We start from the raw sequence: 25,026 nt of genomic DNA, 5'->3' as shown, positions 1-25,026 counted from the left end.
GCCGCCCTCGCCCCCGGCAGCCCCGATGACAAGACGCATCGAACGCATCGATGCGCTACGCGGACTGGCCGTGTTCGGCATTCTGCTGGTCAATCTCTGGTCGTACGTCTGGGGCTTCGAATCTTTGCGCTATGGTGTGCTGCAACCGGATGCCAGCTTGCTGGATGTGATGGCGATTGCCTTTACCGCATTTTTTGCCGAACAAAAGTTCTATCCGATCTTTGCCTTTCTGTTTGGTGCCAGCGCGATCCTGATCACGCAATCCGTTTTCCGCCAGACCGGCCGCTGGAGTGAAGCGCAGCGTCTGTATCGCCGGCGTCTGTTATGGCTGCTGGCATGTGGTGTCGTACACGGCGTCCTGATCTGGTTTGGCGACATCCTGACGTTCTATGCACTCGTCGGCCTCTGGGTCTTACTGGGTATCGTCGGTGTGCGTGCCCGCACACTGCTGTCACATCTGCGCTGGTGGACCCTGGCGTTTATCGTGCTGGTTGCGATCGGCGTCTGGCTCGGCATGCAATCGCTGGGGCCAGAGGAAGCGTATCTCCTTGCCACCAGTGCCGTCGAACACGTCGAAGCGGCCCGTCAGGTGTACACGTACGGCAATTTTCTCAGCATTGGATGGCAACGTCTGCAGGATTACCTCACCGTCACCGCCCAGTCGCTGTTGATCCTGCCACATCTGGCAATGCTGTTTCTGCTGGGTGCCTGGTCGGTACGACGCGGCTGGCTGACACGACCGCATCGACATCGTCGGCTATGGAAGCGCGTGCTGATTGCAGGCCTGCTGATCGGCTTGCCGTTCAATGTGTTGTGGGCCGTGCTGAAAGTGACAGAAGCGGCCGATCCCTTGCAGCCATGGCGCTGGGACTACCTGACGTATGCCTTGTTGCCGGTCGGTGGCTCGTTCATGGCAGCCGCGATCGTTGCACTCTTCATGCTTGCAAGTGCGGCATGGATGCGCAACATCGCTTTCGTATTGGCGCCGGTCGGCCGCATGGCGCTGAGCAATTACCTCGCCCAGTCGCTGCTCGGCGTGATTCTGTTTCAGGGATTTGGCTTCGGGCTGGGACAAAACTTGCGCCCGGCATCATGGATGGCGATTGCTTTTGCCATCATGGCATGCCAGATTCTCCTCAGCCGCTGGTGGCTGTCCCGCCATGCGCAAGGCCCGCTGGAAAGCTGGTCACGCCGCTTCATCCATCGGTCAGTCGTACGTTAAGTCGTACGTCAAGCCGCGCGTTTAGCCTCGTTGCATGGCATCATGGCATATCGTTCAGATGGCATGCCGAGAAGTGCTGTGGTGCGACTTCCTTCAACTGCGGCACCTCTTCACGGCAACGCGGCATGGCGTGCGGACAACGTGGATGGAAATGACAGCCTGATGGCGGATGCAGCGGCGACGGTATTTCACCCTGCACGGCATAGAAGCTGACCTTTTTCGCTTCGAGCTTTGGTGCCGATGCCAGCAAGGCGGTGGTGTACGGGTGATTGGCTTGTGCGAACAGGACATCGGTGGGAGCCGATTCGACAATGCGCCCCAGATACATGATGACAACGCGATCCGCGATGTGGCGCACCACACCCAGATCATGGCTGATGAACAGATAGGTCAGCGACAGCTCTTCACGCAGGCGCATGAACAGATTCAGTACCTGCGCCTGAATCGAAACGTCGAGGGCGGCGACGGCTTCGTCACAAACCAGCAATTCCGGATTGACTGCCAGTGCCCGTGCAATACCGATACGTGCGCGCTGCCCGCCGGAAAACTGATGGGGAAAGCGCCGCGCCACAGCAGGATCGAGCCCGACTTTCTGCAACAAGCTCTCTACCAGCGCATCCTGTTCTGCAGCAGAGGTCATGCCATGCGCCACCGGCGCCTCACCCACGATGTCACGCACGCGCAGACGTGGATTGAGTGATGCATAGGGATCCTGAAAGATCATCTGCATGCCGAGCTGCATACGCCGTCGTGTCGCGACAGTCAGCGTGGCGAGATCCTGCCCTTTCCATTCACGCCTGCCATCGGACAAGGTATGCAAACCCACTGCCATGCGACCCAACGTCGATTTGCCGCAACCCGATTCGCCGACCAGACCGACTACCTCGCCACGCGAAATCGTCAACGACACATCATCAACTGCATGCACGACCTGTGGCTGCCTACCGGCACCAAACAGATTGGCTATACGGGCTGCCGCATCCAGTGGCCTGGTGAAACGCTTGGAAACACGACGGAGTGCCAGCAGGACAGCATCAGACATGACCGGCCTCCGCGCCTGCTTCCTGCAGGGGATGAAAGCAACGCCAGCTCCGCATCTGCGCGCCTTCTTCCACGGTTAACGCAGGCGTCACTTTGCATTGATCTGTGGCACATTCGCAACGCAACCGAAACGCACAACCGGACGGCAGATACAACAAGGATGGTGTGGCGCCACGAATCTGATGCAGTGGCTGACCGCGCTGATTGCGCGATGGTGAGGAGGCGATCAGACCGTGCGTGTAAGGATGACGTGGCGAGTTGATCACTTGCTCCACGCTGCCGTATTCGACCACGCGGCCGGCATACATGACGCACAGCTCGTCAGCCAGCCCGGCTACCACCGACAGATCGTGCGTGATCCAGATCAGCGCAGTACCGGCTTCACGACACAAGGTTTGCATCTCATACAGGATCTGCCCCTGAATCGTGACGTCAAGCGCGGTAGTCGGCTCGTCGCAAATGATCAGATCGGGCTGGTTGAGCAAGGCAATCGCAATCGCCACCCGCTGCCGCATACCACCGGAAAACTGGTGCGGATAGGATTGCAGGCGTTCATCGGGTGAGGCGATGCCCACGCGCACCAAGGCCTCGCGCGCGCGCCGGAGCGCTTCATCACGACTCACCGCATGATGCGCACGTACGGCCTCGATCATTTGCGTATCGATGCGCAACACAGGATTGAGCGTCATCATCGGATCCTGAAAGATCATCGCGATCCGGTTGCCACGCACGCTGCGCATCTGCTGCGATGATTTCTGCAGCAGATCTTCTCCGTGCAACAGCACCCGGCCACCCACGATTTTTCCCGGTGCATCAATCAGGCGCATGATCGAATAGGCCGTCATGGATTTGCCGGAACCCGATTCGCCGACGATACCCAGCACCCGGCCACGGCCAATCGAAAACGACACCTCATCAACCGCCCTGACCACACCATCGCGTGACGCAAAGTGCATCTGCAGATTCTGCACATCCAGAACCGGCTGCTGTCGGGTCCTCATCTGTTTACTCAATGGCGATTTCATTGTGTCTGCAACCTCGGATTGAGTACATCACGCAACTGGTCCGCCACCAGATTGATCGCAACGACGGTCAACAACAGCATCAGGCCGGGAAACAGACTGATCCAGTATTTGCCGGACATCATGTAGTCAAAACCATTGGCGATCAGCAGACCGAGTGATGGCTCGGTCACCGGCAGGCCAAGTCCCAGAAAGGACAAGGTTGCTTCCAGCGAAATCGCCGACGCCACCTGCAAGGCCGCGATCACGATCAACGGCGGCAGGCAGTTAGGCAGCAAATGACGAAACACAATGCGGATGGGCGACAAGCCCAGACCGTTTGCTGCCTCAATGTATTCACGCCCGCGCTCGACCAGCGCGGCACTGCGCGCCGTGCGCGCGTAATAGGCCCATTGCACGGCAACCAGCGCAATGATGATCTTGCCGACGCCTGGCCCGGTCAGCGCCAGCAGAATCAGGGCAACCAGAATCGGCGGGAACGATAACTGGATGTCAGCGACGCGCATGATGACAGCGTCGACACGGCCGCGGAAGTAACCGGCCAGCAAACCCAGCGTCAGGCCGATTGCCAATGCAATTACCGTGCTGCTGACACCCACCAGTATCGAAATCCGCAAGCCGTACAGAATCGCCGACAACATGTCGCGTCCCTGCTCGTCCGTGCCAAGCAGATAGCGCGTCTCGCCATCCATCGCAGCCTCACCCGGCGCCAGACGCGAATCCATGATGTCGATCTGCGACAAGTCATACGGATTTTGCGGGGCGATGACAGGCGCAAATATCGCCGCCAGAATGAGCAAGAGCAGCAACACCGCACCGGCCGTCGCCACACGGCTGCTGGCAAAGTCACGTGCAAAACGACGCAACGGCGTGTCGACGACGGGTACCGTGGTATCCGGCATGCTGTGATCGACGATGCTCATCCGCGCGCTCCTTCGGCATCCGACAGACGCACACGCGGATCAAGCAGCGAGTACACCACGTCCACAATCAGGTTGATGAAGACGAACAACACCACGATCAACATCAGATACGCCACGATCACCGGACGATCGAGTACACGGATCGAATCGATGATGAGCTTGCCCATGCCCGGCCAGGCAAATACCGTTTCGGTCACGATGGCGAAAGCGATGATGGAACCAAACTGCAACGCAATCACGGTCACGACCGGAATCAGGATGTTCTTCAGCACATGGACGCCGATGATGCGAGTGCTGGACAAGCCCTTGGCACGCGCAAAACGTACATAGTCCTGCAGCAATGCTTCCTGCGCGCCGGCGCGCACGAGCCGAATCACCAGCGCAATATTGAACAGCGCCAGATTGAAGGCAGGCAGCAACAAGTGCTTGAGGCCATCTACGGTCAGAAAACTCAGTGGCACACCGAATACGGCTACCGTCTCACCACGGCCGCTGGCTGGCAGCCAACCCAGTTGCACACCAAAAATCAGGATCAGCATCAGTCCAACCCAGAACGTCGGCAACGAGAATCCAAGGATGGATACCGTCATGATGCTGCGGCCGATCCAGCCCCTGGGATACAAACCTGCCAGCAAACCCAGCGGAATACCCAGCACAATCGCGATCAGGATCGCCGATACGGCAAGTTCCATGGTGGCGGGAAATCGTTCGAGAATCAGGTCAAGCGCAGGCGTACCAAATGCAAAGGAACGACCGAGATCGCCCGCCAGCGCATTCTGGATAAACAGAAAATACTGCTGCCACAGAGGCCGGTCGAGTCCGAAGGCGGCGATGATGCGTGCACGTTCCATCTGATCGGCATCGGGACTCAGCAAGATATCGATCGGATTGCCGATCGCGTAGATACCGATGAATACCAGCACGGACATCGCGACCAGCACGAGCACACTTTGCAGCAGACGTCGGATCAGAAAATCAAGCATGGTGATGGCAAATCATGGCTGGCGGCTCGCTGGCGGACCGGATAAAGCATCGGATGAAACCTTGCGCAGCAGCACGACGCTGCAGGCGCATCAACGACTCATTCGGAATGAAACTGGTTGGCAAAGGTAAATTCATCCGTGCGCGCCGTGTACTTCAGACCTTTGCGCATGGCCCAGGTTGCATATTGATGATGCAAGGGAATGACAGCGTGATCCTGCAGTGCCACCGCAGCGGCCTGCTTGGCGAAGTCATTGCGCTTGGCCTGATCAACCGAACCCAGCGAAGACGCGATCAGCTTGTCCACCGCCGAATTACTGTATTTTCCCCAATTCCACGTTCCCCAGCCAGTCGTCTGATTGGGCGTGCCAACCAGCGTACGCAATCCGAAATCGCCCGCCAGAGTGCCCCAACCCAGCAGGGCCATGCTGAATTCGCCGGTACGTGCGCGACCGAAATAGACCGATAGCGGCAAGGTCTGCACCTTGGTCTGAATGCCGATGCGATTGAGAAACTGCGCTACGGTCTGTACAACCTGTTCGTCGTTGATGTAACGATCGTTCGGGCCATGAATCGTCAATCCGAAACCGTCGGGATAGCCGGCCTCGGCCAGCAGCTTCTTCGCGCCTTCCGGATCATAGGCATCGACTTTCAGCGCATCGTTATAGCCAACCAGCCCGGGCGCAACGATGTTGGATGCCGGCACGGCCAGTCCTTCCATCGTACGCTCAACCATGGCTTTGCGATTGATCGCCATCGAGATCGCCTGACGTACGCGTGGATCGCTGAGCGGATTCTTTGCCAGCGGCTTGCCAGCCTTATCGGTCACATACTTCGACGTGCCGCCCTGCTGATCGAGATGCCAGAAGATCGTGCGCCATGAAATCTTTTGCTCGAACTTGAATTTATCGTTGCGCTTCAGTCGCGACAGATCGGCAGTCGGTACATTCTCGATGGCATCGACGTCACCGGACAACAGCGCTGCAAGACGTGGCGCCGAGTTGGCGATAATACGGAACGTGACCTTGTCCCAATCCGACTTCCCGCCCCAGTAGCTGTCGTTGCGCACAACCTCGATGCGGTCACCGCGCTTGAAGCTGGCAAATTTATACGGACCCGTGCCGATCAGTGCCTTGCCATTGTTGAAGTCATCGGTCGAAGCTTTTTCTGCGGCCTTTTTCGAGACAATGAAGATGGCGCTCACATCCAGCGCCATCGGACCATAGGGTGCAGCGGTGGTCAGGCGGATAGTGTAGGGATCGACGATTTTCTTGCCGATGATCTGTTTGGTATAGGCCGTGAATGGACCCGGACTGTTCGTCAGTGCCGCAGGCCGATCCAGCGAAAAAATCACATCCTGCGCCGTAAAATCGGAACCGTCGTGAAACTTCACACCCTTGCGCAGGGTAAATTCCCAGGTCGTCGCATCCACTGCGCGCCACGATGTGGCCAGCCCGGGTACCAGCTTGCCGTCGGCATCGATGTTAACCAGCGCATCGAAAAAATGTGCCGACATCGCGACGTTCGGCGCAATGTTCAGGTAATGCGGGTCGAGGGAGGAAACATGTGCAGACAGACCCAGTCGCAAATCGGCTGCCAGACTGGAGGCAGCGCTGGTACTCATACCGATTGTCAGTGCCAGTATCCATGCGGAAATGGTTTTGCGTCTGCTTTTGAACATACTCTCTCCTTGCAAAATCGTGTCGCACACAGCCTGAACAATGGCTCTGCAAAGGTGTAATGTAAATGATCAATGCTGTTTGCGCTTGCACCCGCACCGTCCATACCTGCGACAATACGGCGGGAACCGCCGCGATCCGCCCGAGATCCAACGACAGCCCGCCCTTTTCGTACCGACACAACGGAGCTCGCATGCGCCTTTACTCTCTCCCTTCGGCCTTGCTGCTGGCCGGCACATTGATGCTACTGGCAGGGTGCGCCTCGGCACCACGCGTTGAACTGTATGGCAGTCCGGCACCGTCAGCCGCTGCCCAGCGCACTATCGTCATCACACCGGAAACCCGCTGGGTCAATGTGGAAGGCGGCGAAGTCATCAACTTCGTCGTTGGCGACAAGATGTTTGCGTGGGATTTCTATGTCGGCTTTACCGTCAGCCATTTCGATCTGAACCTGGTGGCGCCACCCGGCATCCTGCAACAACGCGTCACCGCGTACATCTCGCCGGACCCGCGCTACCGCGGCCCGGACTGATGAATCAGACGGCATTTCTGCAGAAAACGATTTCGTTGCATGCGTTGTGATTATTTCGCGAAATAACAAGTTTCAGTGATGGTCAAACACCCAGTATTCATCCAGAGTACGTTCTGCTTTCACTGCTTTCCCGCCCATGTCCGCTGACACTTTTCCTGCCGAATCCAGCCTGCTCGCTCCCGTTCTGCTGGTCGAGGATGAACCCCTCATACGCCGCCGGCTTGAAAGCCTGCTCCAGCAACTCGGCTATGCTTCCGATGCGGTGGTGTCGGCGGCATCACTGCACGAAGCGCGTGCCTGTCTTGCGCGGCAGCCATTTGCACTGGCCCTCGTCGATCTTGGCCTGCCCGATGGCAGCGGGATCGATCTGATCCACAGCATGCATGCCACCGATCCGGCCTTGCCGATTCTGGTCATTTCCGCGTGGAGTACCGAAGATGCAATTCTTGCTGCGTTACGCGCCGGTGCCACCGGCTACGTGCTCAAGGAACGCGACGATATGGAAGTCGCCCTGTCGATCCGCAGTGTGTTGCGGGGCGGCGCACCGATCGACCCCTTTATCGCGCGACGCATCATCGACGAGTTGCATCCCAGAACCAGACCGCAGGCGGAAACCTCGACCAATGAGACACTCAGCCCGCGCGAAAGCGAAATTCTCGGGCTGGTTGCACAAGGTCTGGGTAACCGCGAAATCGCCGAGCAACTCATCCTGTCGCGCTATACCGTCGAATGTCACATCAAACACATCTATCGCAAGCTCGCCGTTTCTTCCCGCACGCGGGCGATAAACGAAGCGCGTTCGCGCGGCTTGATTGGCTGATCGGTCTGGCAATCCTGTTATGGATTGCCATGCTTTCTGCTGCGCACGCGCAGCCGAGTGAAACCAGTACATCCAGCTGCAACGCCACCGTTCTGTCGGTCCATGCCGCCCAAGGCGGGGACGATGGCAAGCGCCCGCTCAACCCGCAGTGGCAAGCCGTTACCCTGCCTGATAACTGGGTCGATCGCTGGCCCGGCTACAGCGGTACCGTCTGGTATCGCATCGACTGGAAAGCGAATTGCGATACCGCCTCCGGCGACATGCTGGCGCTGCTTACGCATTCCATCGTGATGGCCGGAGAGATCTACGTCAACGACCACCTGATCTGGCGCGATGACAGCCTGACCGAACCGCTTTCGCGCAGCTGGAACATGCCACGCTACTGGCGTCTTTCGCCCAGCATGCTCAAGGATGGCGTGAATTCATTGTGGGTCCGTGTAGTCGGCGTGGCCGGGCAGACCCCTGGCATGGGACAGGTCCAACTAGGCGAAGCCCAATCCATTCGCGAACTGCACGACGACCTCTGGTGGCGCAATCGCACCCTGTTCTTCATCAACATCGTTATTTCATCCGTACTAGGCAGCCTGTTTTTCTGTCTTTGGCTGTGCAACCGCAAGCAAAGTGATTACGGCTGGTATGCATTAATGACGCTGTTCTGGGTGCTGTTTATTTCCAATGTATTGTCGACCAGTCCGTGGCCGTTTCCCGACACCGCATCCGCCGCCAAGGCAAATGCCGCGGCACTGGTGCTGTACGTGGCGTGTTTCTGCATGTTTACCTGGCGATTCGGCGAACAGCACATGCCCTATCTCGAAAACGGCCTGTGGTTCGTTTCCTTCATCTTGCTGATTGCATTGTTGGTGGCACCGGCAACCGCACTCAAGGAAGTTCTCGCATTCAGCATCTGGCTACCGACCACGTTCTTCTTCCTGAATTGTCTGCAGTTTCCGATCCACGCGTTACGAACGCGCAAACTGGAACATCGCCTTCTGGCGATCGCTCTACTGATCTTCTTCGGCGTGGCGCTCTACGATTTTCTGCATATGCTGCACATCATCACCGGCGGCAAACCCTTGACGCCCATCAGCAGCATTGCCTCCATGCTGTGCATGTCAGGCGTATTGGGCTTGCGGCATGCCATCAATATGCAGCGCATCGAACGTTTCAATGAGGAACTGGAACAAGGGATCGACCGCGCCCGCACCGCCCTCAGCGCCACCATTGCCCGTGAACATGAACTTGTGCTGACCAACACGCGCTTGCAGGAAAGACTGCAGATCTCACACGATCTGCACGATGGTCTGGGCGGCACGCTGGTCCGCATGATGGCGATGGTCGAACAGGCCGACAAACCTTTGCAAAACCAGCAATTTCTTTCTCTTCTCAAGCTGATCCGTGACGATTTGCGACAAACCATCGATACCGGCTCCAGCAGCGGCATCAAGGTACCTGCCACGCCCGGTGAATGGATTGCCCCCCTGCGGCATCGCTTCATGCAACTATTTGATGATCGCGACATCGAGGCCACATGGTCCTTGCCCGCACAATGGCAAACCCCACCCAATGCTCTGCAATGTCTGGCGCTCACCCGTCTGGTTGAGGAAGCGCTGATCAACATCGTCAAGCACAGTCGCGCACATCATGTGCAGTTGCGCCTGTGGCAACCGGATGCCAATGAACTCAAGCTGCTGATTGAAGACGATGGCGTGGGCTTTGATGTCGATGCCGTGAGACAGGCGGGCATTAGTATCGGTATGCGCAGCATGCATGCCCGCATTGCTGCGGTGGGTGGCACACTGGACGTGCAGTCCATCCCCGGACACACCATTCTGATCGCTACGCTGCAGCTCCCTGCTGCCACGCCCATGACGTAAGCACATCGCTTCTCCCGCGATGTGGATATTGCCAGCGCGCCACACGACTCCTGTCGAACTCCACGGCAATCAAGTAGAAAAGCGGCCATCTGGCCGCTTTTTTGTTTTGCCGGCATCCAAACCAGACGCGTTCGGAACGGACCTTGTTGAAACGAGTCCACACCTTACCCGTTCACCCTCAATGATCGTTACACATGCGCGCATCCAGCCACATTGCCCCGCTGCATCGCTTTCTCGGTCGCTTCATCGAGATCGCTCCGCATGAGGTCAGAGCCACCCTGCTCGGCTTTGCGTGGTTCTTTTGCTTGCTGGGCGGCTACTATCTGTTGCGTCCGCTACGCGATGCGATGGGTCTGGCTGGTGGTGCGGATGAGTTGCAATGGCTTTTCACCGCGACCTTCCTTGCGATGCTGGCACTCGTACCTGTGTTCGGCACGCTGGTATCAAGGTTCCCGCCGCGTCGCTTTGTTCCGATTGCCTATCGCTTTTTCACAGCCAGCATTCTCTTGTTTAGTGTTCTGATCGCGACCGACACCAAAGGCATCTGGGTCGGTCGCATCTTTTTTGTCTGGATCAGTGTCTTCAACTTGTTCGTCATCAGCATTTTCTGGAGTGTGCTGGCCGATTGCTTCAGTAATGCGCAAGGGCGACGCCTGTTCGGCTTCATTGCTGCGGGCGGCACCGCAGGTACATTTTTCGGCCCGATGCTGGCGGCAACACTGGTGACAACGATAGGGCCCGTGGCGTTGACGGTGACAGCCGCACTGCTGTTGGAAGTTGCCTTGCAGTGTTTTTACCGTTTGTATCCGAAAAACGAGGCGTTCGCCAGCGGCAACACGATGCCGCGTCCGATCGGCGGCGGTGTTTTTGCAGGTCTGAGCCTGATCACGCGGTCCCCGTATCTGATGGCACTGTGTGGCTATCTGTTACTCCATACAGCCGCTTCGACGTTTCTCTATTTTGAGCAGGGTCGCATTGTGGAAGCAGCGTTTGGCGATACCGCCTCTCGCACCCGTTTCTTTGCACTGGTCGATCTCGGCGTCTCCACCCTGACCCTCATTCTGCAAATCTGCATCACTGGTCGCCTGATCAAACGTTTCGGGCTCGCCACTGCCTTGCTGGTGCTGCCCATTGCCTCCGCTCTGGCATTTGCAGCCGTCGCACTCTCGCCAACCATTCTGGTCCTCGCTGCCGCGCAAAGTCTGCGACGTGCTTTCGACTACGCCATTGCGCGACCGGCACGCGAAGTCCTGTTTACCGTCATACGACGCGAAGCCAAGTACAAAGCCAAGAATGCGATCGAAACCGTCGTCTATCGCGGTGGCGATGCAATCAGCGGCTGGATATCGGCTGGCGTGGGCATGCTGGGCATCGGCTTTGCGGGTCTGGCCCTGCTTGCGATTCCACTCGCCGGGGTTTGGGCAAGCGTATCGCTGTGGCTGGCACGCCGGCAAGAAAAGCAACTGCACACGATGACCTCAACCACGACATCGACATCAGCCACGGCAGCATCCAGCGACGCTGCATTTCCTTCATGAACATGTTGATCATCCAGACATACAAGGAGCTTTCATGCATTCATCCTTCTCTTCCGATATCGATCACACACGTCGACAAGCGCTACGACGATTGCTTGAACTGTCCGCTCTTGCCGGCACCACCGGACTGCCATTGATCGGCCAGGCGCAAACGAACGCCACAATGCATGCGCGTGCCATCCCTTCCAGTGGCGAAACTCTGCCTGTCATCGGTTGTGGAACCTGGGTCGGGTTTGGTCATGCCCCTGGGAGTGCCGAGTACCAGCGACTCCCCGCGGTATTGCAAGCACTATTTGCGGCAGGAGGACGCGTCATCGACAGCTCGCCCATGTATGGGCGCTCGGAACAGACAACGGGTGAACTGCTGGCAACGCTGCCTGCTGCAACCAAACCGTTTCTCGCCACCAAAGTATGGATACGTGGCCGGCAAGCCGGGATCGATCAGATGGAACAATCCTTTGCCTACCTGCGTACAAAGACCATCGATCTGATGCAGATCCATAATCTGGTGGACTGGAAAACGCAGCTTGCCACCTTGCGCGATTGGCAATCGCAGCGCCGCATCCGCTTTCTGGGTATTACGCATTACACCGCTTCCGCGTATGCAGAAGTGGAAGCCGTGCTGCGTGCCGAAAAACTCGATTTCCTGCAAATCAACTATTCCTTCGATGATCGCGCAGCCGAACAGCGTTTATTACCGCTGGCAGCAGAACGCGGCGTCGCTGTCATCATCAACAAGCCGTTTGGCGGCGGCGGACTACTCCGCAATCTGCGTGACAGGCCGTTACCGGCCTGGGCCGCGGAAATCGACTGCACAAGCTGGGCGCAACTCCTGCTGAAGTTCACTTTGAGCCACCCTGCGGTAACCTGCGTCATTCCCGGTACCAGTCGCCCGGAACACATGGCCGACAATGCGCGTGCCGGCTTCGGGCGCCTGCCGGATGCCGCATTCTGGAAAAAACACGCGGCCGATATTCCCGTTTGATTGCACAATGCGTCAAAGACTTGACCTTCCAATCATGGGATAGTTGAAGCTGTCGATACTTCAACAGCATCAGGTGTCCCATGAATGAGCAAACGATCAGAATTGATGGCATGAGCTGCACATCGTGCGTGGGTCGGGTTGAGCGTGCACTCTCGGCGGTGGCAGGTGTCGAGAAGGTAACCGTCAATCTCGCCACGGAACAGGCCCGGGTAGAATCGGCACAACTGCTCGATTTTCCCGTGCTGGCACAAGCGATTGAGAATGCAGGCTACGCAGTCCCGACCGAAGAAGTGCTATTGCAGGTTGGCGACATGACATGTGCGTCATGCGTTGGTCGCGTGGAAAAAGCCTTGCGTCAGGTCGACGGCGTGCTGGATGTCAGCGTCAACCTCGCCACCGAGCAGGCGCACGCGCAGGTTGTGCCGGGCACCAAGGCATCGACCTTGGTCGCCGCTGTGACCGCAGCCGGGTACACCGCCACGCTGCCTGCTGCGTCTCCCACCACAGAGACCTCGTCACCATCGCATGACTGGTGGCCGGTTGCGGTTGGTGCGGTGTTATCCCTCCCCCTGGTTGCCCCCATGTTGCTGCAACCGTTTGGCGTGCACTGGATGCCAAATGGCTGGCTGCAGTGGCTGATTGCGACGCCGGTACAGTTCTGGCTCGGCGCACGTTTCTACCGCGCGGGCTGGTATGCACTGAAGGCCGGCACCGGCAACATGGATCTGCTGGTCGCCCTGGGCACCAGTGCCGCTTACGGCCTAAGCATCTATCTTTTGCTCAATGCACACGAGGGTCACGAACCGCATCTGTACTTTGAAGCGTCGGTGGTCGTCATCACGCTCATTCTTTTAGGCAAATGGCTGGAGGCACGTGCAAAGAAGCAAACTACGGCCGCTATCCGTGCCTTGCAAAAGTTGCGGCCTGACTCGGCACGCGTGCGACGCGATGGCAAGGACGTCGATGTCGCCATCGAATCGGTACGTGTTGGCGATCTGATCGTCGTGCGCCCGGGCGAACGGATCGCCGTCGATGGCAGTATCGTCGATGGCCGCAGTCACGTGGATGAATCGCTCATCACCGGCGAAAGTATGCCGGTCGTCAAGCGCGAAGGCGATCATGTAACCGGCGCCTCCATCAATGCAGAAGGCATGCTGTTGGTACGCACGGAAGCCATCGGTGCCGAGACCACGTTGTCGCGCATTATCCGCATGGTTGAAAATGCGCAATCTGCCAAGGCACCAATCCAGCGCCTGGTTGATCGCGTCAGCGCGATCTTCGTACCCGTCGTGCTCGGCATTGCCGCGCTCACCTTTGTTGGCTGGTGGATTGCAAATGGCGATGTCGAAGCGGCGATCATTCATGCTGTCACGGTGCTCGTCATTGCCTGCCCGTGCGCACTTGGCCTCGCCACACCGACCGCCATCATGGCGGGCACGGGTGTCGCGGCGAAGTTCGGCATTCTGATCAAGGATGCGGAAGCGCTGGAGAGCATGCATCGCGTGACAACCGTCGTGTTCGACAAAACCGGCACACTGACTGAAGGCAAAGCGCGCGTTGCGGAAACGCAAGCTTTCGACATCACCGAGCAGCAATTGCTTCAACTGGCGGCGACCATCCAGCGTGGCAGTGAACATCCGTTCGGCCTTGCCGTCATGCAGCACGCAGCCGAGCTAGGTATCACGCCGGGAGAAGCGAGCGCAGTGCAGGCGTTAGCCGGACTTGGTCTGCGCGCAACGATCAATGGCGAACAGTATCTGCTTGGCACTTCACGACTGATGCGGGAAGAAGGCATTTCCATCGACGATACGGCCAACGCACAGGCACACGCCCTCGAAGGTCGCGGTCGTAGCCTGTCATGGCTAGCACAACTGACGCCGTCGCACCAGCTGCTTGGCTTCATTACCGCCAGCGACACGATCAAAGACAGTGCCCAACGTGCCATCACACGACTGCATGCACAGCGCATCGATACGGTGCTCTTGAGCGGCGACAATCAGGGCAATGCAGATGCAGTCGGCAAAACACTGGGCATTGATCGTGTCATTGCACAGGTTTTGCCAGCGGAAAAGACAGCAAAGATTGACGAGCTCAGGCAAACCGGCCAGATCGTTGCGATGGTCGGCGACGGCATTAACGATGCGCCCGCCTTGGCCGCAGCAGACGTCGGTATTGCAATGTCGACCGGCACGGACGTTGCAATGCACGCGGCAGGCATCACACTGATGCGCGGTGATCCTGCCCTGGTGGCCGACGCCATCGAGATTTCACACCGCACCTACAACAAGATTCGCCAGAATCTGTTCTGGGCGTTCATCTACAACGTGGTCGGCATTCCTCTGGCGGCATTCGGTTTGCTCAATCCGATGTTTGCCGGTGCGGCAATGGCGTTCAGCTCCGTCAGCGTGATCAGCAATGCCTTGCTGTTACGGCGCTGGAAACCAGGGCGATGAGCAGGCAGCAGTGTGAGCGCTGACGCGCTACACTGCACTCTTCTCATACTGAGGACATGTCATGAATATCGGTCAGGCTGCAGCGGCGTCCGGCATCTCTGCCAAGATGATCCGCCATTACGAATCGATTGATCTGATCAAACCCGGCCCGCGTACCGATGCCGGCTACCGGATCTACAACGACAAGGATTTGCATACCCTGCGCTTCATCAAGCGTGCACGTGCGCTGGATTTTTCGCTGGAACAGATTCGCACGCTGCTTTCGCTCTGGCAGGACACCCATCGTGCCAGTGCCGATGTCAAAGCATTGGCACTTGAGCATGTGCACGCATTGGATCAACGTATCACGGCGCTGAGCGAGATGCGCGATACGCTTGCCGATCTGGCACGCTCGTGCAGTGGCGACGAACGTGCCGATTGCCCTATCCTGCTTGGGCTGTCCGATCCGGCGCAAGACCGGCATTGCTGTTCAAATAATTGAAAATGGCGAATGCACCGCGCATTCGCCATGTGATTTTCCGACCAACACCCACGGTTGGGCAGTATCACGCGCTCAACCAGCCTCTGCGGCCGGCACCGGATAGCCCGCATCCACAATGGCTGCAGCGATGCGATCCACCGGCACCGCAGATTCCACTTTGACTGTTTTTTGCGCCAGATCGACCTGCACGGTTGCTTGCGGATCGATCGTTTGTACCGCGCTTGTCACGGCCTTGACGCAGTGACCACAGCTCATTTTTTCTACTTGCAAGGTATACATGGTTGAATCCTTTCTCATCAATGTGAAGAAAGGTTAAACCTTCTCACCATGGGAGAGTCAAGTAAGGTGCGTGTAAGCATTTGATTGCTAATGTCACAAAGATGCAATGGAGCAACCGTACTATTCGCTTTGGCCCGACTATTGCTTGACATCAATTGTGAGCTTTTGTGTGAGGAACGAATGCGCGTCACAAGTGCAAGTGATTGATTTAATTTCCACAAGGAAATTATTCGCACCAACGATGACAATGCATCCGATCCACCGCTTGCCCGGAACGTACCTTGACTTTCATCCGCGCAGGGCAGCGGCAAAGCAGACCTAAGATTCGATAACAGGAAGCTAATCCATCTCTACGTATGCGCGGCGTCGAGTACGGAGCAGGCAGAAAGCCGTCAGACGCGGACTGATGAAATTGATATGGACGACACCGTGAGCAACACCGAACCCCTCAAGATGGAGTCTCTGCTGGATCATCTGGTAGAGATCACCGGTCATCGCGATCATGATTTGCTCGATATTTCGGTCATGAGCGCACTTATCAACATGGTTGGCGTTGCCGAAGCACGCGTGCTCGAATTGTTTCAGGCACGCGGCGAATTACTCGTTCGTCCACGCGTCTGGATTGCCAATGGCAAGGTCTACACGATCGAGAATGAGATGCTGGCCTCCGATACTGGCGAGCCGATCGTCGCGTATCCGGGTCTGGTTGCCTGTATCGCGCAACGCAAGAATCGCTTTGAAGAAATGCGTGAGCAACAACACGCACTATGGATTCCGATTTGGCAAAACGACAAGGTTTCCACCTGTCTGGAAATCGTTCACGACAAGCCTTTCCCCATGCACACGCTGCAGGTGATGGAAGGCATTCTGAGCGTCTATCGTAATTATCAGAGCCTGCTTGAATACAGCGAACGCGATTCCCTGACTGGCCTGCTGAATCGCAAGACCTTCGACGAACGTTTTGCCCGTCTGGCCAGCGCCAAGTTTGCAGAGCATAAGGAAGATGACCGCCGCCGATCAGATGACAAGTCGCAGTGGCTGGCCGTGGTTGATATCGATCACTTCAAACGCGTCAACGACGTCTTCGGCCATCTGTATGGCGACGAAGTACTGATTCTGGTTGCCAACATTCTGCGTGCCTCGTTTCGCTCGCAAGACCGCATCTTCCGTTTCGGCGGCGAAGAATTTGTCATCCTGCTACGCGCCACCACGCTGAAGGATGCCCGCATGGTATTTGAGCGGTTCCGCCAGAACGTCGAAAAGCACACCTTCCCGCAAGTGGGGCAGGTGACTGTCAGCCTCGGCTTTGCTGCCATCACGCAAGAAACCCCTGTCGTTATTCTGGGCCATGCCGATCAGGCGCTTTATCACGCCAAAGACCACGGCCGCAATCAGGTTTGCCACTACGATGAGCTGGTGGAGCAGGGTTTGATCCAGGTTGGCGGCAAGCAAAGCGAATCGGTCGAAGAATTGTTCTTCGACTAATCCATTTTTTTACAATTTCTTAACGGCACCTGCGGGTGCCGTTTTTATTTGTTGCACATGGACGACACGCAAAAATTAAGAAAAATTCTTTTAAATCATCAATCTACGTATTCCATCCTTAAATAATTTCCTGAAAACAAGAATAATAGTGCGAATAATTCTCAATATTAAGTTAAGATTTCTGCATATTGTTGTTAGCAAGCCAATCGCATTCGGTCCCCCGCATCACCGGTTCCCCCGCCTGACGACGTAGCCAGCTTCATTTTTCTCTCCCGGAGTCAGTCATGTTGAAATCCCCCGGCGCTTCGCGCCTGCCTTTCCTTGCCCGCAAGGAAAACGCACTCGAATCCTATGCATCCCGTACATGGCCGTTAGCGGCAGTATTGTTTGTCGCATCAACGATGACGCATGCGCAGACGGCAGCGCCTGAGCAGCAACTGCAAGAGGTTGTCGTTAGTGCTTCCGGCTTTGAACAACAAGTTAAAGATGCGCCTGCCAGCATCTCCGTCATCACCCGCGAAGAACTGGAGTCAAATCGTGTTAGCAGTATCGCGGAAGCAGTTGCCCATGTAGAGGGCATTGACGTCACAGATGGCATCGGCAAAACCGGCGGCCTGAATATCCAAATGCGTGGTATGTCGAGTAAGTTCACATTGATTCTGATTGATGGACGTCGCCAAAATGCTGCCGGCAACGTTACCCCAAATGGATTTGGTGAAACATCTACCTCCTTCATTCCGCCGACATCTGCAATCGAACGAATCGAAATCATTCGCGGTCCGATGGCAACGTTGTATGGCTCAGATGCAATGGGCGGTGTAATTAACATCATCACCAGAAAAGTCGGAAAGGAATGGGCTGGGTCTATCACAGTTGATGGAACAATCAACGAGCATCGTGACTATGGCGATTCACAATCTGTGAGCCTTTTCTTTAATGGTCCAATCAAAACTGATTTGCTGGGTTTGCAAGTTCGTGCACGGAAGTTCCATCGCGACAATTCCGACATTCAATGGAATGGCAGAAATCCAACGGCAACGCTTGTTACTGGTTCAAGCCCAACTCGTGCAGATATTGAAACAGTCGGCGCAAAATTGACATTAACACCCAACAAGAACCACGAACTGTCGTTGGATATCGATCAAAGTCGTCAAACTTATGACAACAAACGCGGACAACTGGGAACATTGGACACCGCGACAAACTTTGCTGGCTACGGTCCAACACAGAAATTCAACCGAGATCAAATTACTCTGGCCCACACTTGGCGCTTTAGCAATAGCATTTGGGATACCAGTTTGATGCGAAATACCACCGAAACACTTGGTCGTACCGTTCCAAACCTAACGACACCACCACCAGGCGTTGTACCGGGCTCCCCACGGACGCTCGAATCTGCATCGACGATCTTTGACACCAAGTTAGTCACGGCAATTGGACGCAATATGCTAAGCCTTGGTGGTCAATGGCTGGAAGCAGAAATGATTGAAGGTGTTGCAACACAAAAATTCAAATACCGACAAGCAGCAATTTTTGCAGAAAATGAATGGCGTATCCGTGACGACCTGGCTTTAACTCTGGGAGTCCGTCGCGATGACCATAGCACTTTTGGTGGAAAAACATCGCCACGTGCCTACTTGGTGTGGAATACCAATGACAATTGGACAGTAAAAGGCGGCATCTCTAAAGCCTACCGCACGCCAGGCTTGGAAGAATTGCATGAAGGTGTGGTTGGCTACAGCGGACAAGGTACAAATCAGACCTTGGGTAATCCAGATCTCAAACCTGAAACCAGTACAAGTAAAGAAATCGGTGCTTACTTTGATACTTTGAACGGGTTCCGTGCAAATCTGACGGTTTTCCAAACAGACTTTAAAAATGCGATCTCTAGCGAATCGCTTGCACCCTTGGTCGTCGGTGGCGTCACCACCAACCGCTCACGTCCAATCAACGTTGATGAAGCCAGCATTCAAGGCGTTGAAATGGGAAGTAGCTGGGATTTTGCTAAAGATTGGAAACTGTCTGCCAACTATACTTGGATCGATAGTGAACAAAAAAGTGGGGCCAACGCAGGCCGCCCACTTAATGCGACACCTAAACACGTTTTGAATACACGTGTGAACTGGCAAGTCAATGACAAGACGTCGGCATGGGCACGCGCGAGCTATACCGGCACACGTTATCGTAGTGAGGATACTGGTAACTCTCGCGTAAAAGCTACCTTGGGCGATTACAAAAGCTACACACTCGTTGATATTGGCACTAACTACAAAGTTAGCAAGAATCTGACATTTGGCTTTGCCATTAACAATCTGTTGGATCACAACTTTGCAGATTACCAGCGTGTTGTTGCAGCAAACAACGTAGTGAGCTACCAATCCTACTACCGCGGCAATTTCGAACGTCGTCGCTTATGGCTCTCGGCAAACTACGAGTTCTAAGAAGTAAGCACCTTCAAAACGCCCTGCTCTGTCAGGGCGTTTTTCTTTTCCTGCACCCCTCCGGCAGCTTTTCCCGATAACTGGGATAATCGCCATCCCGATTCCGCATGTGCGGGATTGTCTTTTCTCCGCGATTATTTCTGCCATGAACCCCGGCATCCTCTACGCCTTTTGCGCCTATGTGATTTGGGGCATGTTCCCGATTTACTTCAAGTCGTTGCAGGAGATTCCTCCGCTCGAAGTACTGATGTATCGCATGGTGTGGGCACTGGTGTTTCTTGCGCTGGTGCTTAGTGCACGTCAGCAGTGGGCCTGGTTGAAACCAGCCTTGCGACAACCAAAAGTGTTGTTCGGCTTTACCGCGAGCGCATTGCTGTTATCCAGCAACTGGTTCCTGTATATCTGGTCGGTCAATGAAGGCCGCGTGGTGGATGCCAGCCTCGGTTACTTCATGACACCGCTAGTTAATGTTTTGCTCGGTGCCGTAATCCTGCGCGAGCGGCTGCGCAAGCTGCAATGGGCAGCAGTCGCCATGGCTGCGATCGGCGTGCTGTGGTTGACGTGGCAAAGCGGTCATCCGCCATGGGTCAGCCTGCTATTGGGCATCACCTTTGGCATGTACGGACTCTTACGCAAGACCGCATCACTAGGCACCCTGGAAGGCTTGTCGCTGGAAACACTGTTGCTGTTTCCGTTAGCGGTGATCTCGCTCGCGTTCATGACGGCCAATGGCGCGCATGGATTTGTGGATGCCTCATGGACAACAAAGATTCTGATGATGCTGTCCGGCCCGATCACGGCAATCCCGTTGCTATTGTTTGCCAGCGGTGCACGTCTGGTACCGCTCTCGACCATGGGACTGCTGCAGTACATCACGCCGTCACTACAACTGATCTTCGGCATCTGGCTCTATAACGAGCCATTCGGCGGCGCGCGACTGATCGGCTTTATCGCGATCTGGATCGCACTTGCACTGTATTCAATCGATGGTTTGTGGATGACTTACAGCAAAAATCGCAGCACCATCATCCAATAAAAAAGACAGCCCACTGGCTGTCTTTTTAGCTTACGGCACGCCGATTAAATCTCGATCTTGGTTCCCAGTTCGATCACGCGGTTGGAAGGGATTTGATAGTAATCTGCCGCATCGCGTGCATGGCGCGACATGGTGACAAACAGGTGTTCACGCCACAGCGCCATGCCGCGTTCCGGGTTCGGCACCACGGTCTGGCGAGCAATGAAAAACGATGTCTCCATCATGTCGAATACCAGTCCCTGCTCCGCGGCAAGCTCCATCGCCATCGGTACATCCGGCGTGTCCTTGAAACCGTATTGCACGGTCATCTGATAACAATCGTTGCCAAGCTCCTGCACGCGTACCTGCTCTTCGGTCGGCACATACGGCACTTCCAGCATGTTCACCGAAAGGAAAACCACGCGTTCATGCAGAATTTTGTTGTGCAGCAGATTGTGCAGCATCGCGTGCGGCACACCATCCGATTCGCTCCGCATGAAGATCGCCGTTCCCGGCACGCGGGTCGGGGGCGCGATAAACAGCGAGGTCAGGAAATCATCGAGTGGAATTGCATGCTTCTGCAGATTCTCAAACACCAGTTCACGCCCGCGCTTCCAGGTCAGCATCATGACGAACAGCACCACTGCCAGCAACAGCGGGAACCAGCCGCCATGCAGCAGCTTGAGCATGTTGGCAGCCAACAGACTGACGTCGATCACAAGAAAAAACCCTGTCGCCAGAATGCACAACAGCAGGTTGTACTTCCAGCGGAAGCGGATCACATAGAAAGTCAAAATCGTCGTCACTGTCATGGTCGCCGTCACCGCGATGCCGTAGGCCGCTGCCAGATTGGACGATGAACCAAACCCGATCACAGCCAGCATCACGACAATCATCAGCGACCAGTTCACCGCGGGCACATAGATCTGGCCCATCTCGCTGGCCGAGGTGTATTCGATCTTCATGCGCGGCAGGAAACCCAGCGCAATCGCCTGCTTGGTCATCGAGAACGCGCCCGAAATCGTCGCCTGCGAGGCAATAATGGTCGCCAGTGTTGCCAGACCAACCAGCGGATAGATGCTCCATTCGCCAAGCTGCTGGTAAAACGGGTTCGACACCACTTCCGGACGCGCCAGCAGCAACGCGCCTTGTCCCATGTAATTCAAACCCAGCGCCGGGAAAGCAACCATGAACCACGCAAGACGAATCGGACGCTTACCAAAATGGCCCATGTCGGCGTATAAGGCTTCCGAGCCTGTAAATGCCAGCACGATCGCGCCCAGTGCAATAAACGCCAGTAGCGGATGACCTTCGAGGAAGTGCAAGGCGTGCCAGGGATTCAGCGATTGCAGCACGCCCGGGTTTTCAATGATGTTGACCAATCCCATCATTGCCAGTACGGCAAACCAGATCACCATGATGATGCCGAACCATCGCCCCAGACCGCCCGTGCCACGACTCTGCATGGCAAACAGGATGCCGAGCACGACGACCGCCAGCGGCATGATGTACGGATCGAACCCGGGCGCCGCCACGCTCAAACCTTCGACAGCAGACAAGACCGAGATCGCCGGTGTAATCACGCTATCACCGTAGAACAGCGTTGCGCCGAACACGCCCATGACCATCAACGGGAAGTACGCCTTGGAATTGCGTCCGACGGACGAAAGCGCAAGTGACAGCAGCGCCATGATGCCGCCCTCGCCGCGGTTATCCGCTCGCAGCACGAGCACGACGTATTTGAGCGAGACGACAATGATCAGGCCCCAGATAATGAGGGAAACCACGCCAAGAATGTTTTCCGCTGTCAAAGCAAGCCCATGCCCTTCGGCGAAGACTTCTTTCATGGCATACAGCGGACTGGTTCCAATATCGCCATAAACAATGCCGACGGCAGCCAGCGTCAGCGCGGCGGTGCTGCTTTTCTTTGCAGAGGCAGACAAGTAATACTCCGGGAAAAACGGACAAGTTGGTACGCACAGTAGTCGCACCGGCCATCATCATGCAAGAAATTCGCAAACCGTGCTGAACGACCTGTTGCGCCGACGTTGAATCGTCACCTTCCCCCTTTACAAACGACGCAAATGAGAGGATGGCGGCTCCCGTCCGGCTCGGGAATCAACATCGCATTACCGGCCATGATCGGGTATCCTTGCACCACCTTTTTGCAAGACTCAATCACCGGAAACCAATGGCAAATTACGTCTACACCATGAACCGCGTGGGCAAGATCGTCCCGCCCAAACGCCAGATCCTCAAGGACATCTCGCTCTCTTTCTTTCCCGGCGCCAAGATCGGCGTCCTCGGCCTGAACGGCTCGGGCAAATCGACGCTACTGAAAATCATGGCCGGTATCGATACCGACATTCAGGGTGAAGCACGCCCGATGCCGGGTCTGAACATCGGCTACCTGCCGCAGGAACCGCAACTCGATCCGGAAAAGACCGTGCGCCAGGAAGTCGAATCCGGCCTCGGCGAAGCTTTCGAGGCGCAGGCCAAGCTGGATGCCGTCTACGCCGCCTACGCGGAAGAAGATGCCGACTTCGATGCCCTCGCTGCCGAACAGGCACGTCTGGAAGCCATCATCGCTGCATCCGACGGCGGCAACCTGAACCTGCAGCTCGAAATGGCTGCCGATGCGTTGCGCCTGCCGCCATGGGATGCCAAGATCGGCGTGCTGTCCGGCGGTGAAAAGCGTCGCGTCGCACTCTGCAAGTTGCTACTTTCCAAGCCGGACATGCTGCTGCTCGACGAACCGACCAACCATCTGGATGCAGAATCGGTCGAATGGCTCGAGCAATTCCTCCTGCGCTTCCCCGGCACCGTGGTCGGCATCACCCACGATCGCTACTTCCTCGACAACGCTGCCGAATGGATTCTCGAACTGGATCGCGGCAGCGGCATTCCATGGAAAGGCAATTACTCGTCATGGCTGGATCAGAAGCAGGCACGTTTGAAACAGGAAGAAGCCACCGAGTCCGCACGCCAGAAAGCCCTTGCGAAAGAACTGGAATGGGCACGCCAGAATCCGAAGGCACGCCAAGCCAAGTCGAAGGCACGTCTGGCGCGCTTCAATGAATTGAGCGAATACGAATACCAGAAGCGCAACGAGACGCAGGAAATCTTCATTCCCGTCGCTGAGCGTCTGGGTAACGAAGTCATCGAGTTCAAGAATGTCTCGAAAGGCTTTGGCGATCGTCTGTTGCTCGACAATGTGTCGTTCACGATTCCACCGGGCGCCATCGTCGGCATCATCGGCCCCAACGGTGCCGGTAAATCGACGCTGTTCAAGATGATTGCCGGCATCGACAAACCGGATAGCGGCGAGGTCGTGATCGGCCAGACCGCGAAAATCTCGCTGGTCGATCAGTCGCGCGACGATTTGGCAAACACCAAGACAGTGTTCGAAGACGTTTCAGGCGGCGCCGACATTCTGAGCGTAGGCCGCTTCGAGATGCCATCGCGTGCGTATCTGGGGCGCTTCAACTTCAAGGGTGGCGATCAGCAAAAGATCGTCGGCAATCTGTCCGGCGGTGAACGCGGCCGCCTGCATCTGGCGAAGACCCTGCTCAAAGGCGGCAACGTACTCCTTCTCGATGAACCGTCGAACGATCTCGACGTGGAAACCCTGCGCGCACTCGAAGATGCGCTGCTGGAATTTGCAGGCAGCGTGATGGTGATCTCGCACGATCGCTGGTTCCTTGATCGCATTGCGACGCATATCCTCGCGTTCGAGGGCGATTCGCAAGTCGTTTTCTTTGACGGCAATTATCAGGAATACGAAGCCGACAAGAAGAAACGTCTGGGTGAAGAAGGTGCCAAACCGAAGCGTATCCGCTACAAGCCACTGACGACCTAAGTCTGAGGTATCAACAAAAAAAGCCGCGATATTCGCGGCTTTTTCAATCTGGCTACATAGCGCCTAGAACTGTTCCCAATCATCATCCGAAGCTGGCGGCATTGGTTCTTTTTTGGCCGGCTTCGCGATGGCACGCATTGAGGGTTCGGCACGTTGACGCGGCACAGCCGGTGCTTTGACGGCAACAACAGGACGCGAAGGCGCAATGGATACCGCAGCCTGATGATTCAGGCGGAACACACTGACAACCTGTGACAGATTGGCCGCCTGATCCTGCAGCGAGGCGGCCGCTGCAGCCGCTTCTTCTACCAGCGCTGCATTTTGCTGGGTCACCGTATCCATCTGCATCACCGCCTGATTGATCTGCTCGATGCCATCGGTCTGCTCCTGACTTGC

General features: G+C 56.3%; 19 protein-coding genes and 1 pseudogene. 12 read left to right on the top strand and 8 right to left on the bottom strand.

Going from position 1 to position 25,026, the window contains the following annotated elements; genetic code table 11:
* The first annotated feature begins 25 nt into the window (after nt 1-25).
* Entirely contained in the window at nt 26-1,222 is a 1,197-nt protein-coding gene (locus tag IEV29_RS15185) for a DUF418 domain-containing protein (protein ID WP_188382185.1), read from the top strand.
* Between the two features lie 40 nt (nt 1,223-1,262).
* Here the strand turns inward: IEV29_RS15185 and IEV29_RS15180 are convergent, their stop codons facing one another.
* From IEV29_RS15180 to IEV29_RS15160, 5 genes are all read right to left on the bottom strand, one after another.
* On the bottom strand, nt 1,263-2,264 hold the full coding sequence (locus IEV29_RS15180; RefSeq protein ID WP_188382184.1) for an ABC transporter ATP-binding protein: 1,002 nt from the start codon (nt 2,262-2,264) through the stop codon (nt 1,263-1,265).
* Nucleotides 2,257-3,264, bottom strand: coding sequence for an ABC transporter ATP-binding protein (locus IEV29_RS15175; protein WP_188382183.1), 1,008 nt, complete (start codon nt 3,262-3,264; stop codon nt 2,257-2,259). The genes IEV29_RS15180 and IEV29_RS15175 overlap by 8 nt, the downstream gene beginning before the upstream one ends.
* Before the next feature lie 20 nt (nt 3,265-3,284).
* The gene (locus tag IEV29_RS15170) at nt 3,285-4,208 is read right to left on the bottom strand and encodes an ABC transporter permease (protein ID WP_229726439.1); all 924 of its coding nucleotides are present in this window, start codon (nt 4,206-4,208) and stop codon (nt 3,285-3,287) included.
* Nucleotides 4,205-5,191, bottom strand: a complete 987-nt coding sequence (locus tag IEV29_RS15165) for an ABC transporter permease (RefSeq protein ID WP_188382182.1) — start codon at nt 5,189-5,191, stop codon at nt 4,205-4,207. The genes IEV29_RS15170 and IEV29_RS15165 overlap by 4 nt, the downstream gene beginning before the upstream one ends.
* A 98-nt stretch (nt 5,192-5,289) precedes the next feature.
* Complete coding sequence (locus IEV29_RS15160; protein ID WP_188382181.1) at nt 5,290-6,870, bottom strand: ABC transporter substrate-binding protein; 1,581 nt, start codon at nt 6,868-6,870, stop codon at nt 5,290-5,292.
* A 191-nt stretch (nt 6,871-7,061) separates the two neighbouring features.
* Between IEV29_RS15160 and IEV29_RS15155 the strand changes: the two genes are divergently transcribed.
* The 7 genes from IEV29_RS15155 (at nt 7,062) to cueR (ending at nt 15,551) form a co-directional block, all read left to right on the top strand.
* Entirely contained in the window at nt 7,062-7,400 is a 339-nt protein-coding gene (locus IEV29_RS15155) for a CzcE family metal-binding protein (RefSeq protein WP_188382180.1), read from the top strand.
* 136 nt (nt 7,401-7,536) lie between these two features.
* Nucleotides 7,537-8,220 (top strand): response regulator, encoded by a 684-nt coding sequence (locus IEV29_RS15150; protein WP_188382179.1) that lies wholly within the window; start codon nt 7,537-7,539, stop codon nt 8,218-8,220.
* On the top strand, nt 8,130-10,094 hold the full coding sequence (locus tag IEV29_RS15145; protein WP_188382178.1) for a sensor histidine kinase: 1,965 nt from the start codon (nt 8,130-8,132) through the stop codon (nt 10,092-10,094). Before IEV29_RS15150 ends, IEV29_RS15145 begins: the two co-directional genes overlap by 91 nt.
* A 194-nt stretch (nt 10,095-10,288) precedes the next feature.
* A complete protein-coding gene (locus IEV29_RS15140; RefSeq protein WP_188382177.1) occupies nt 10,289-11,632 on the top strand; it encodes an NTP/NDP exchange transporter in 1,344 nt (447 codons plus the stop codon).
* Nucleotides 11,633-11,666: 34 nt separating this feature from the next.
* Nucleotides 11,667-12,617, top strand: coding sequence for an aldo/keto reductase (locus IEV29_RS15135; protein ID WP_188382176.1), 951 nt, complete (start codon nt 11,667-11,669; stop codon nt 12,615-12,617).
* A gap of 80 nt (nt 12,618-12,697) precedes the next feature.
* Nucleotides 12,698-15,070: a heavy metal translocating P-type ATPase gene (locus IEV29_RS15130; protein ID WP_188382175.1), complete on the top strand. Its 2,373-nt coding sequence runs from the start codon at nt 12,698-12,700 to the stop codon at nt 15,068-15,070.
* A gap of 61 nt (nt 15,071-15,131) precedes the next feature.
* The gene (gene cueR / locus IEV29_RS15125) at nt 15,132-15,551 is read left to right on the top strand and encodes a Cu(I)-responsive transcriptional regulator (protein WP_188382174.1); all 420 of its coding nucleotides are present in this window, start codon (nt 15,132-15,134) and stop codon (nt 15,549-15,551) included.
* 72 nt (nt 15,552-15,623) lie between these two features.
* Here cueR and IEV29_RS15120 read toward each other — a convergent pair whose 3' ends face one another.
* A complete protein-coding gene (locus IEV29_RS15120; RefSeq protein ID WP_188382173.1) occupies nt 15,624-15,830 on the bottom strand; it encodes a cation transporter in 207 nt (68 codons plus the stop codon).
* Between the two features lie 429 nt (nt 15,831-16,259).
* Here IEV29_RS15120 and IEV29_RS15115 point away from each other — a divergent pair, with 429 nt between their 5' ends.
* The 3 genes from IEV29_RS15115 to rarD all read left to right on the top strand — a co-directional run bounded on the left by IEV29_RS15115 (nt 16,260) and on the right by rarD (nt 20,792).
* Entirely contained in the window at nt 16,260-17,315 is a 1,056-nt protein-coding gene (locus IEV29_RS15115; RefSeq protein WP_373464231.1) for a GGDEF domain-containing protein, read from the top strand.
* Between the two features lie 284 nt (nt 17,316-17,599).
* Complete coding sequence (locus IEV29_RS15110; RefSeq protein WP_188382172.1) at nt 17,600-19,756, top strand: TonB-dependent receptor domain-containing protein; 2,157 nt, start codon at nt 17,600-17,602, stop codon at nt 19,754-19,756.
* A 145-nt stretch (nt 19,757-19,901) separates the two neighbouring features.
* The gene (gene rarD, locus IEV29_RS15105) at nt 19,902-20,792 is read left to right on the top strand and encodes an EamA family transporter RarD (RefSeq protein WP_188382171.1); all 891 of its coding nucleotides are present in this window, start codon (nt 19,902-19,904) and stop codon (nt 20,790-20,792) included.
* Between the two features lie 44 nt (nt 20,793-20,836).
* Here rarD and IEV29_RS15100 read toward each other — a convergent pair whose 3' ends face one another.
* Nucleotides 20,837-22,714 carry a potassium transporter Kup gene (locus IEV29_RS15100; protein ID WP_188382170.1) on the bottom strand — a complete coding sequence of 626 codons (1,878 nt, stop codon included), beginning with the start codon at nt 22,712-22,714 and terminating at the stop codon, nt 20,837-20,839.
* Between the two features lie 248 nt (nt 22,715-22,962).
* Between IEV29_RS15100 and ettA the strand changes: the two genes are divergently transcribed.
* Nucleotides 22,963-24,630, top strand: a complete 1,668-nt coding sequence (gene ettA / locus IEV29_RS15095) for an energy-dependent translational throttle protein EttA (protein ID WP_188382169.1) — start codon at nt 22,963-22,965, stop codon at nt 24,628-24,630.
* Between the two features lie 63 nt (nt 24,631-24,693).
* On the opposite strand, the pseudogene IEV29_RS15090 reads toward ettA, so the two are convergent.
* Nucleotides 24,694-25,026, bottom strand: a pseudogene (locus tag IEV29_RS15090) (methyl-accepting chemotaxis protein); the annotation flags it as partial.

Source organism: Oxalicibacterium faecigallinarum (genome assembly GCF_014635705.1).
Classification (GTDB): domain Bacteria; phylum Pseudomonadota; class Gammaproteobacteria; order Burkholderiales; family Burkholderiaceae_D; genus Oxalicibacterium; species Oxalicibacterium faecigallinarum.
This window is presented reverse-complemented; position numbering and strand designations above follow the sequence as displayed.

Excerpts from the sequence above, each read along its gene's own strand:
- IEV29_RS15140 (WP_188382177.1), top strand. The coding sequence starts at position 10,289 with ATGCGCGCATCCAGCCACATTGCCCCGCTGCATCGCTTTCTCGGTCGC.
- IEV29_RS15185 (WP_188382185.1), top strand. The coding sequence starts at position 26 with ATGACAAGACGCATCGAACGCATCGATGCGCTACGCGGACTGGCCGTG.
- IEV29_RS15145 (WP_188382178.1), top strand. The coding sequence starts at position 8,130 with ATGTCACATCAAACACATCTATCGCAAGCTCGCCGTTTCTTCCCGCAC.
- IEV29_RS15150 (WP_188382179.1), top strand. The coding sequence starts at position 7,537 with ATGTCCGCTGACACTTTTCCTGCCGAATCCAGCCTGCTCGCTCCCGTT.
- IEV29_RS15120 (WP_188382173.1), bottom strand. The coding sequence starts at position 15,830 with ATGTATACCTTGCAAGTAGAAAAAATGAGCTGTGGTCACTGCGTCAAG.
- ettA (WP_188382169.1), top strand. The coding sequence starts at position 22,963 with ATGGCAAATTACGTCTACACCATGAACCGCGTGGGCAAGATCGTCCCG.
- IEV29_RS15130 (WP_188382175.1), top strand. The coding sequence starts at position 12,698 with ATGAATGAGCAAACGATCAGAATTGATGGCATGAGCTGCACATCGTGC.
- IEV29_RS15155 (WP_188382180.1), top strand. The coding sequence starts at position 7,062 with ATGCGCCTTTACTCTCTCCCTTCGGCCTTGCTGCTGGCCGGCACATTG.
- IEV29_RS15170 (WP_229726439.1), bottom strand. The coding sequence starts at position 4,208 with ATGAGCATCGTCGATCACAGCATGCCGGATACCACGGTACCCGTCGTC.
- IEV29_RS15135 (WP_188382176.1), top strand. The coding sequence starts at position 11,667 with ATGCATTCATCCTTCTCTTCCGATATCGATCACACACGTCGACAAGCG.
- cueR (WP_188382174.1), top strand. The coding sequence starts at position 15,132 with ATGAATATCGGTCAGGCTGCAGCGGCGTCCGGCATCTCTGCCAAGATG.
- IEV29_RS15160 (WP_188382181.1), bottom strand. The coding sequence starts at position 6,870 with ATGTTCAAAAGCAGACGCAAAACCATTTCCGCATGGATACTGGCACTG.
- IEV29_RS15165 (WP_188382182.1), bottom strand. The coding sequence starts at position 5,191 with ATGCTTGATTTTCTGATCCGACGTCTGCTGCAAAGTGTGCTCGTGCTG.
- rarD (WP_188382171.1), top strand. The coding sequence starts at position 19,902 with ATGAACCCCGGCATCCTCTACGCCTTTTGCGCCTATGTGATTTGGGGC.
- IEV29_RS15180 (WP_188382184.1), bottom strand. The coding sequence starts at position 2,264 with ATGTCTGATGCTGTCCTGCTGGCACTCCGTCGTGTTTCCAAGCGTTTC.
- IEV29_RS15110 (WP_188382172.1), top strand. The coding sequence starts at position 17,600 with ATGTTGAAATCCCCCGGCGCTTCGCGCCTGCCTTTCCTTGCCCGCAAG.
- IEV29_RS15175 (WP_188382183.1), bottom strand. The coding sequence starts at position 3,264 with ATGAGGACCCGACAGCAGCCGGTTCTGGATGTGCAGAATCTGCAGATG.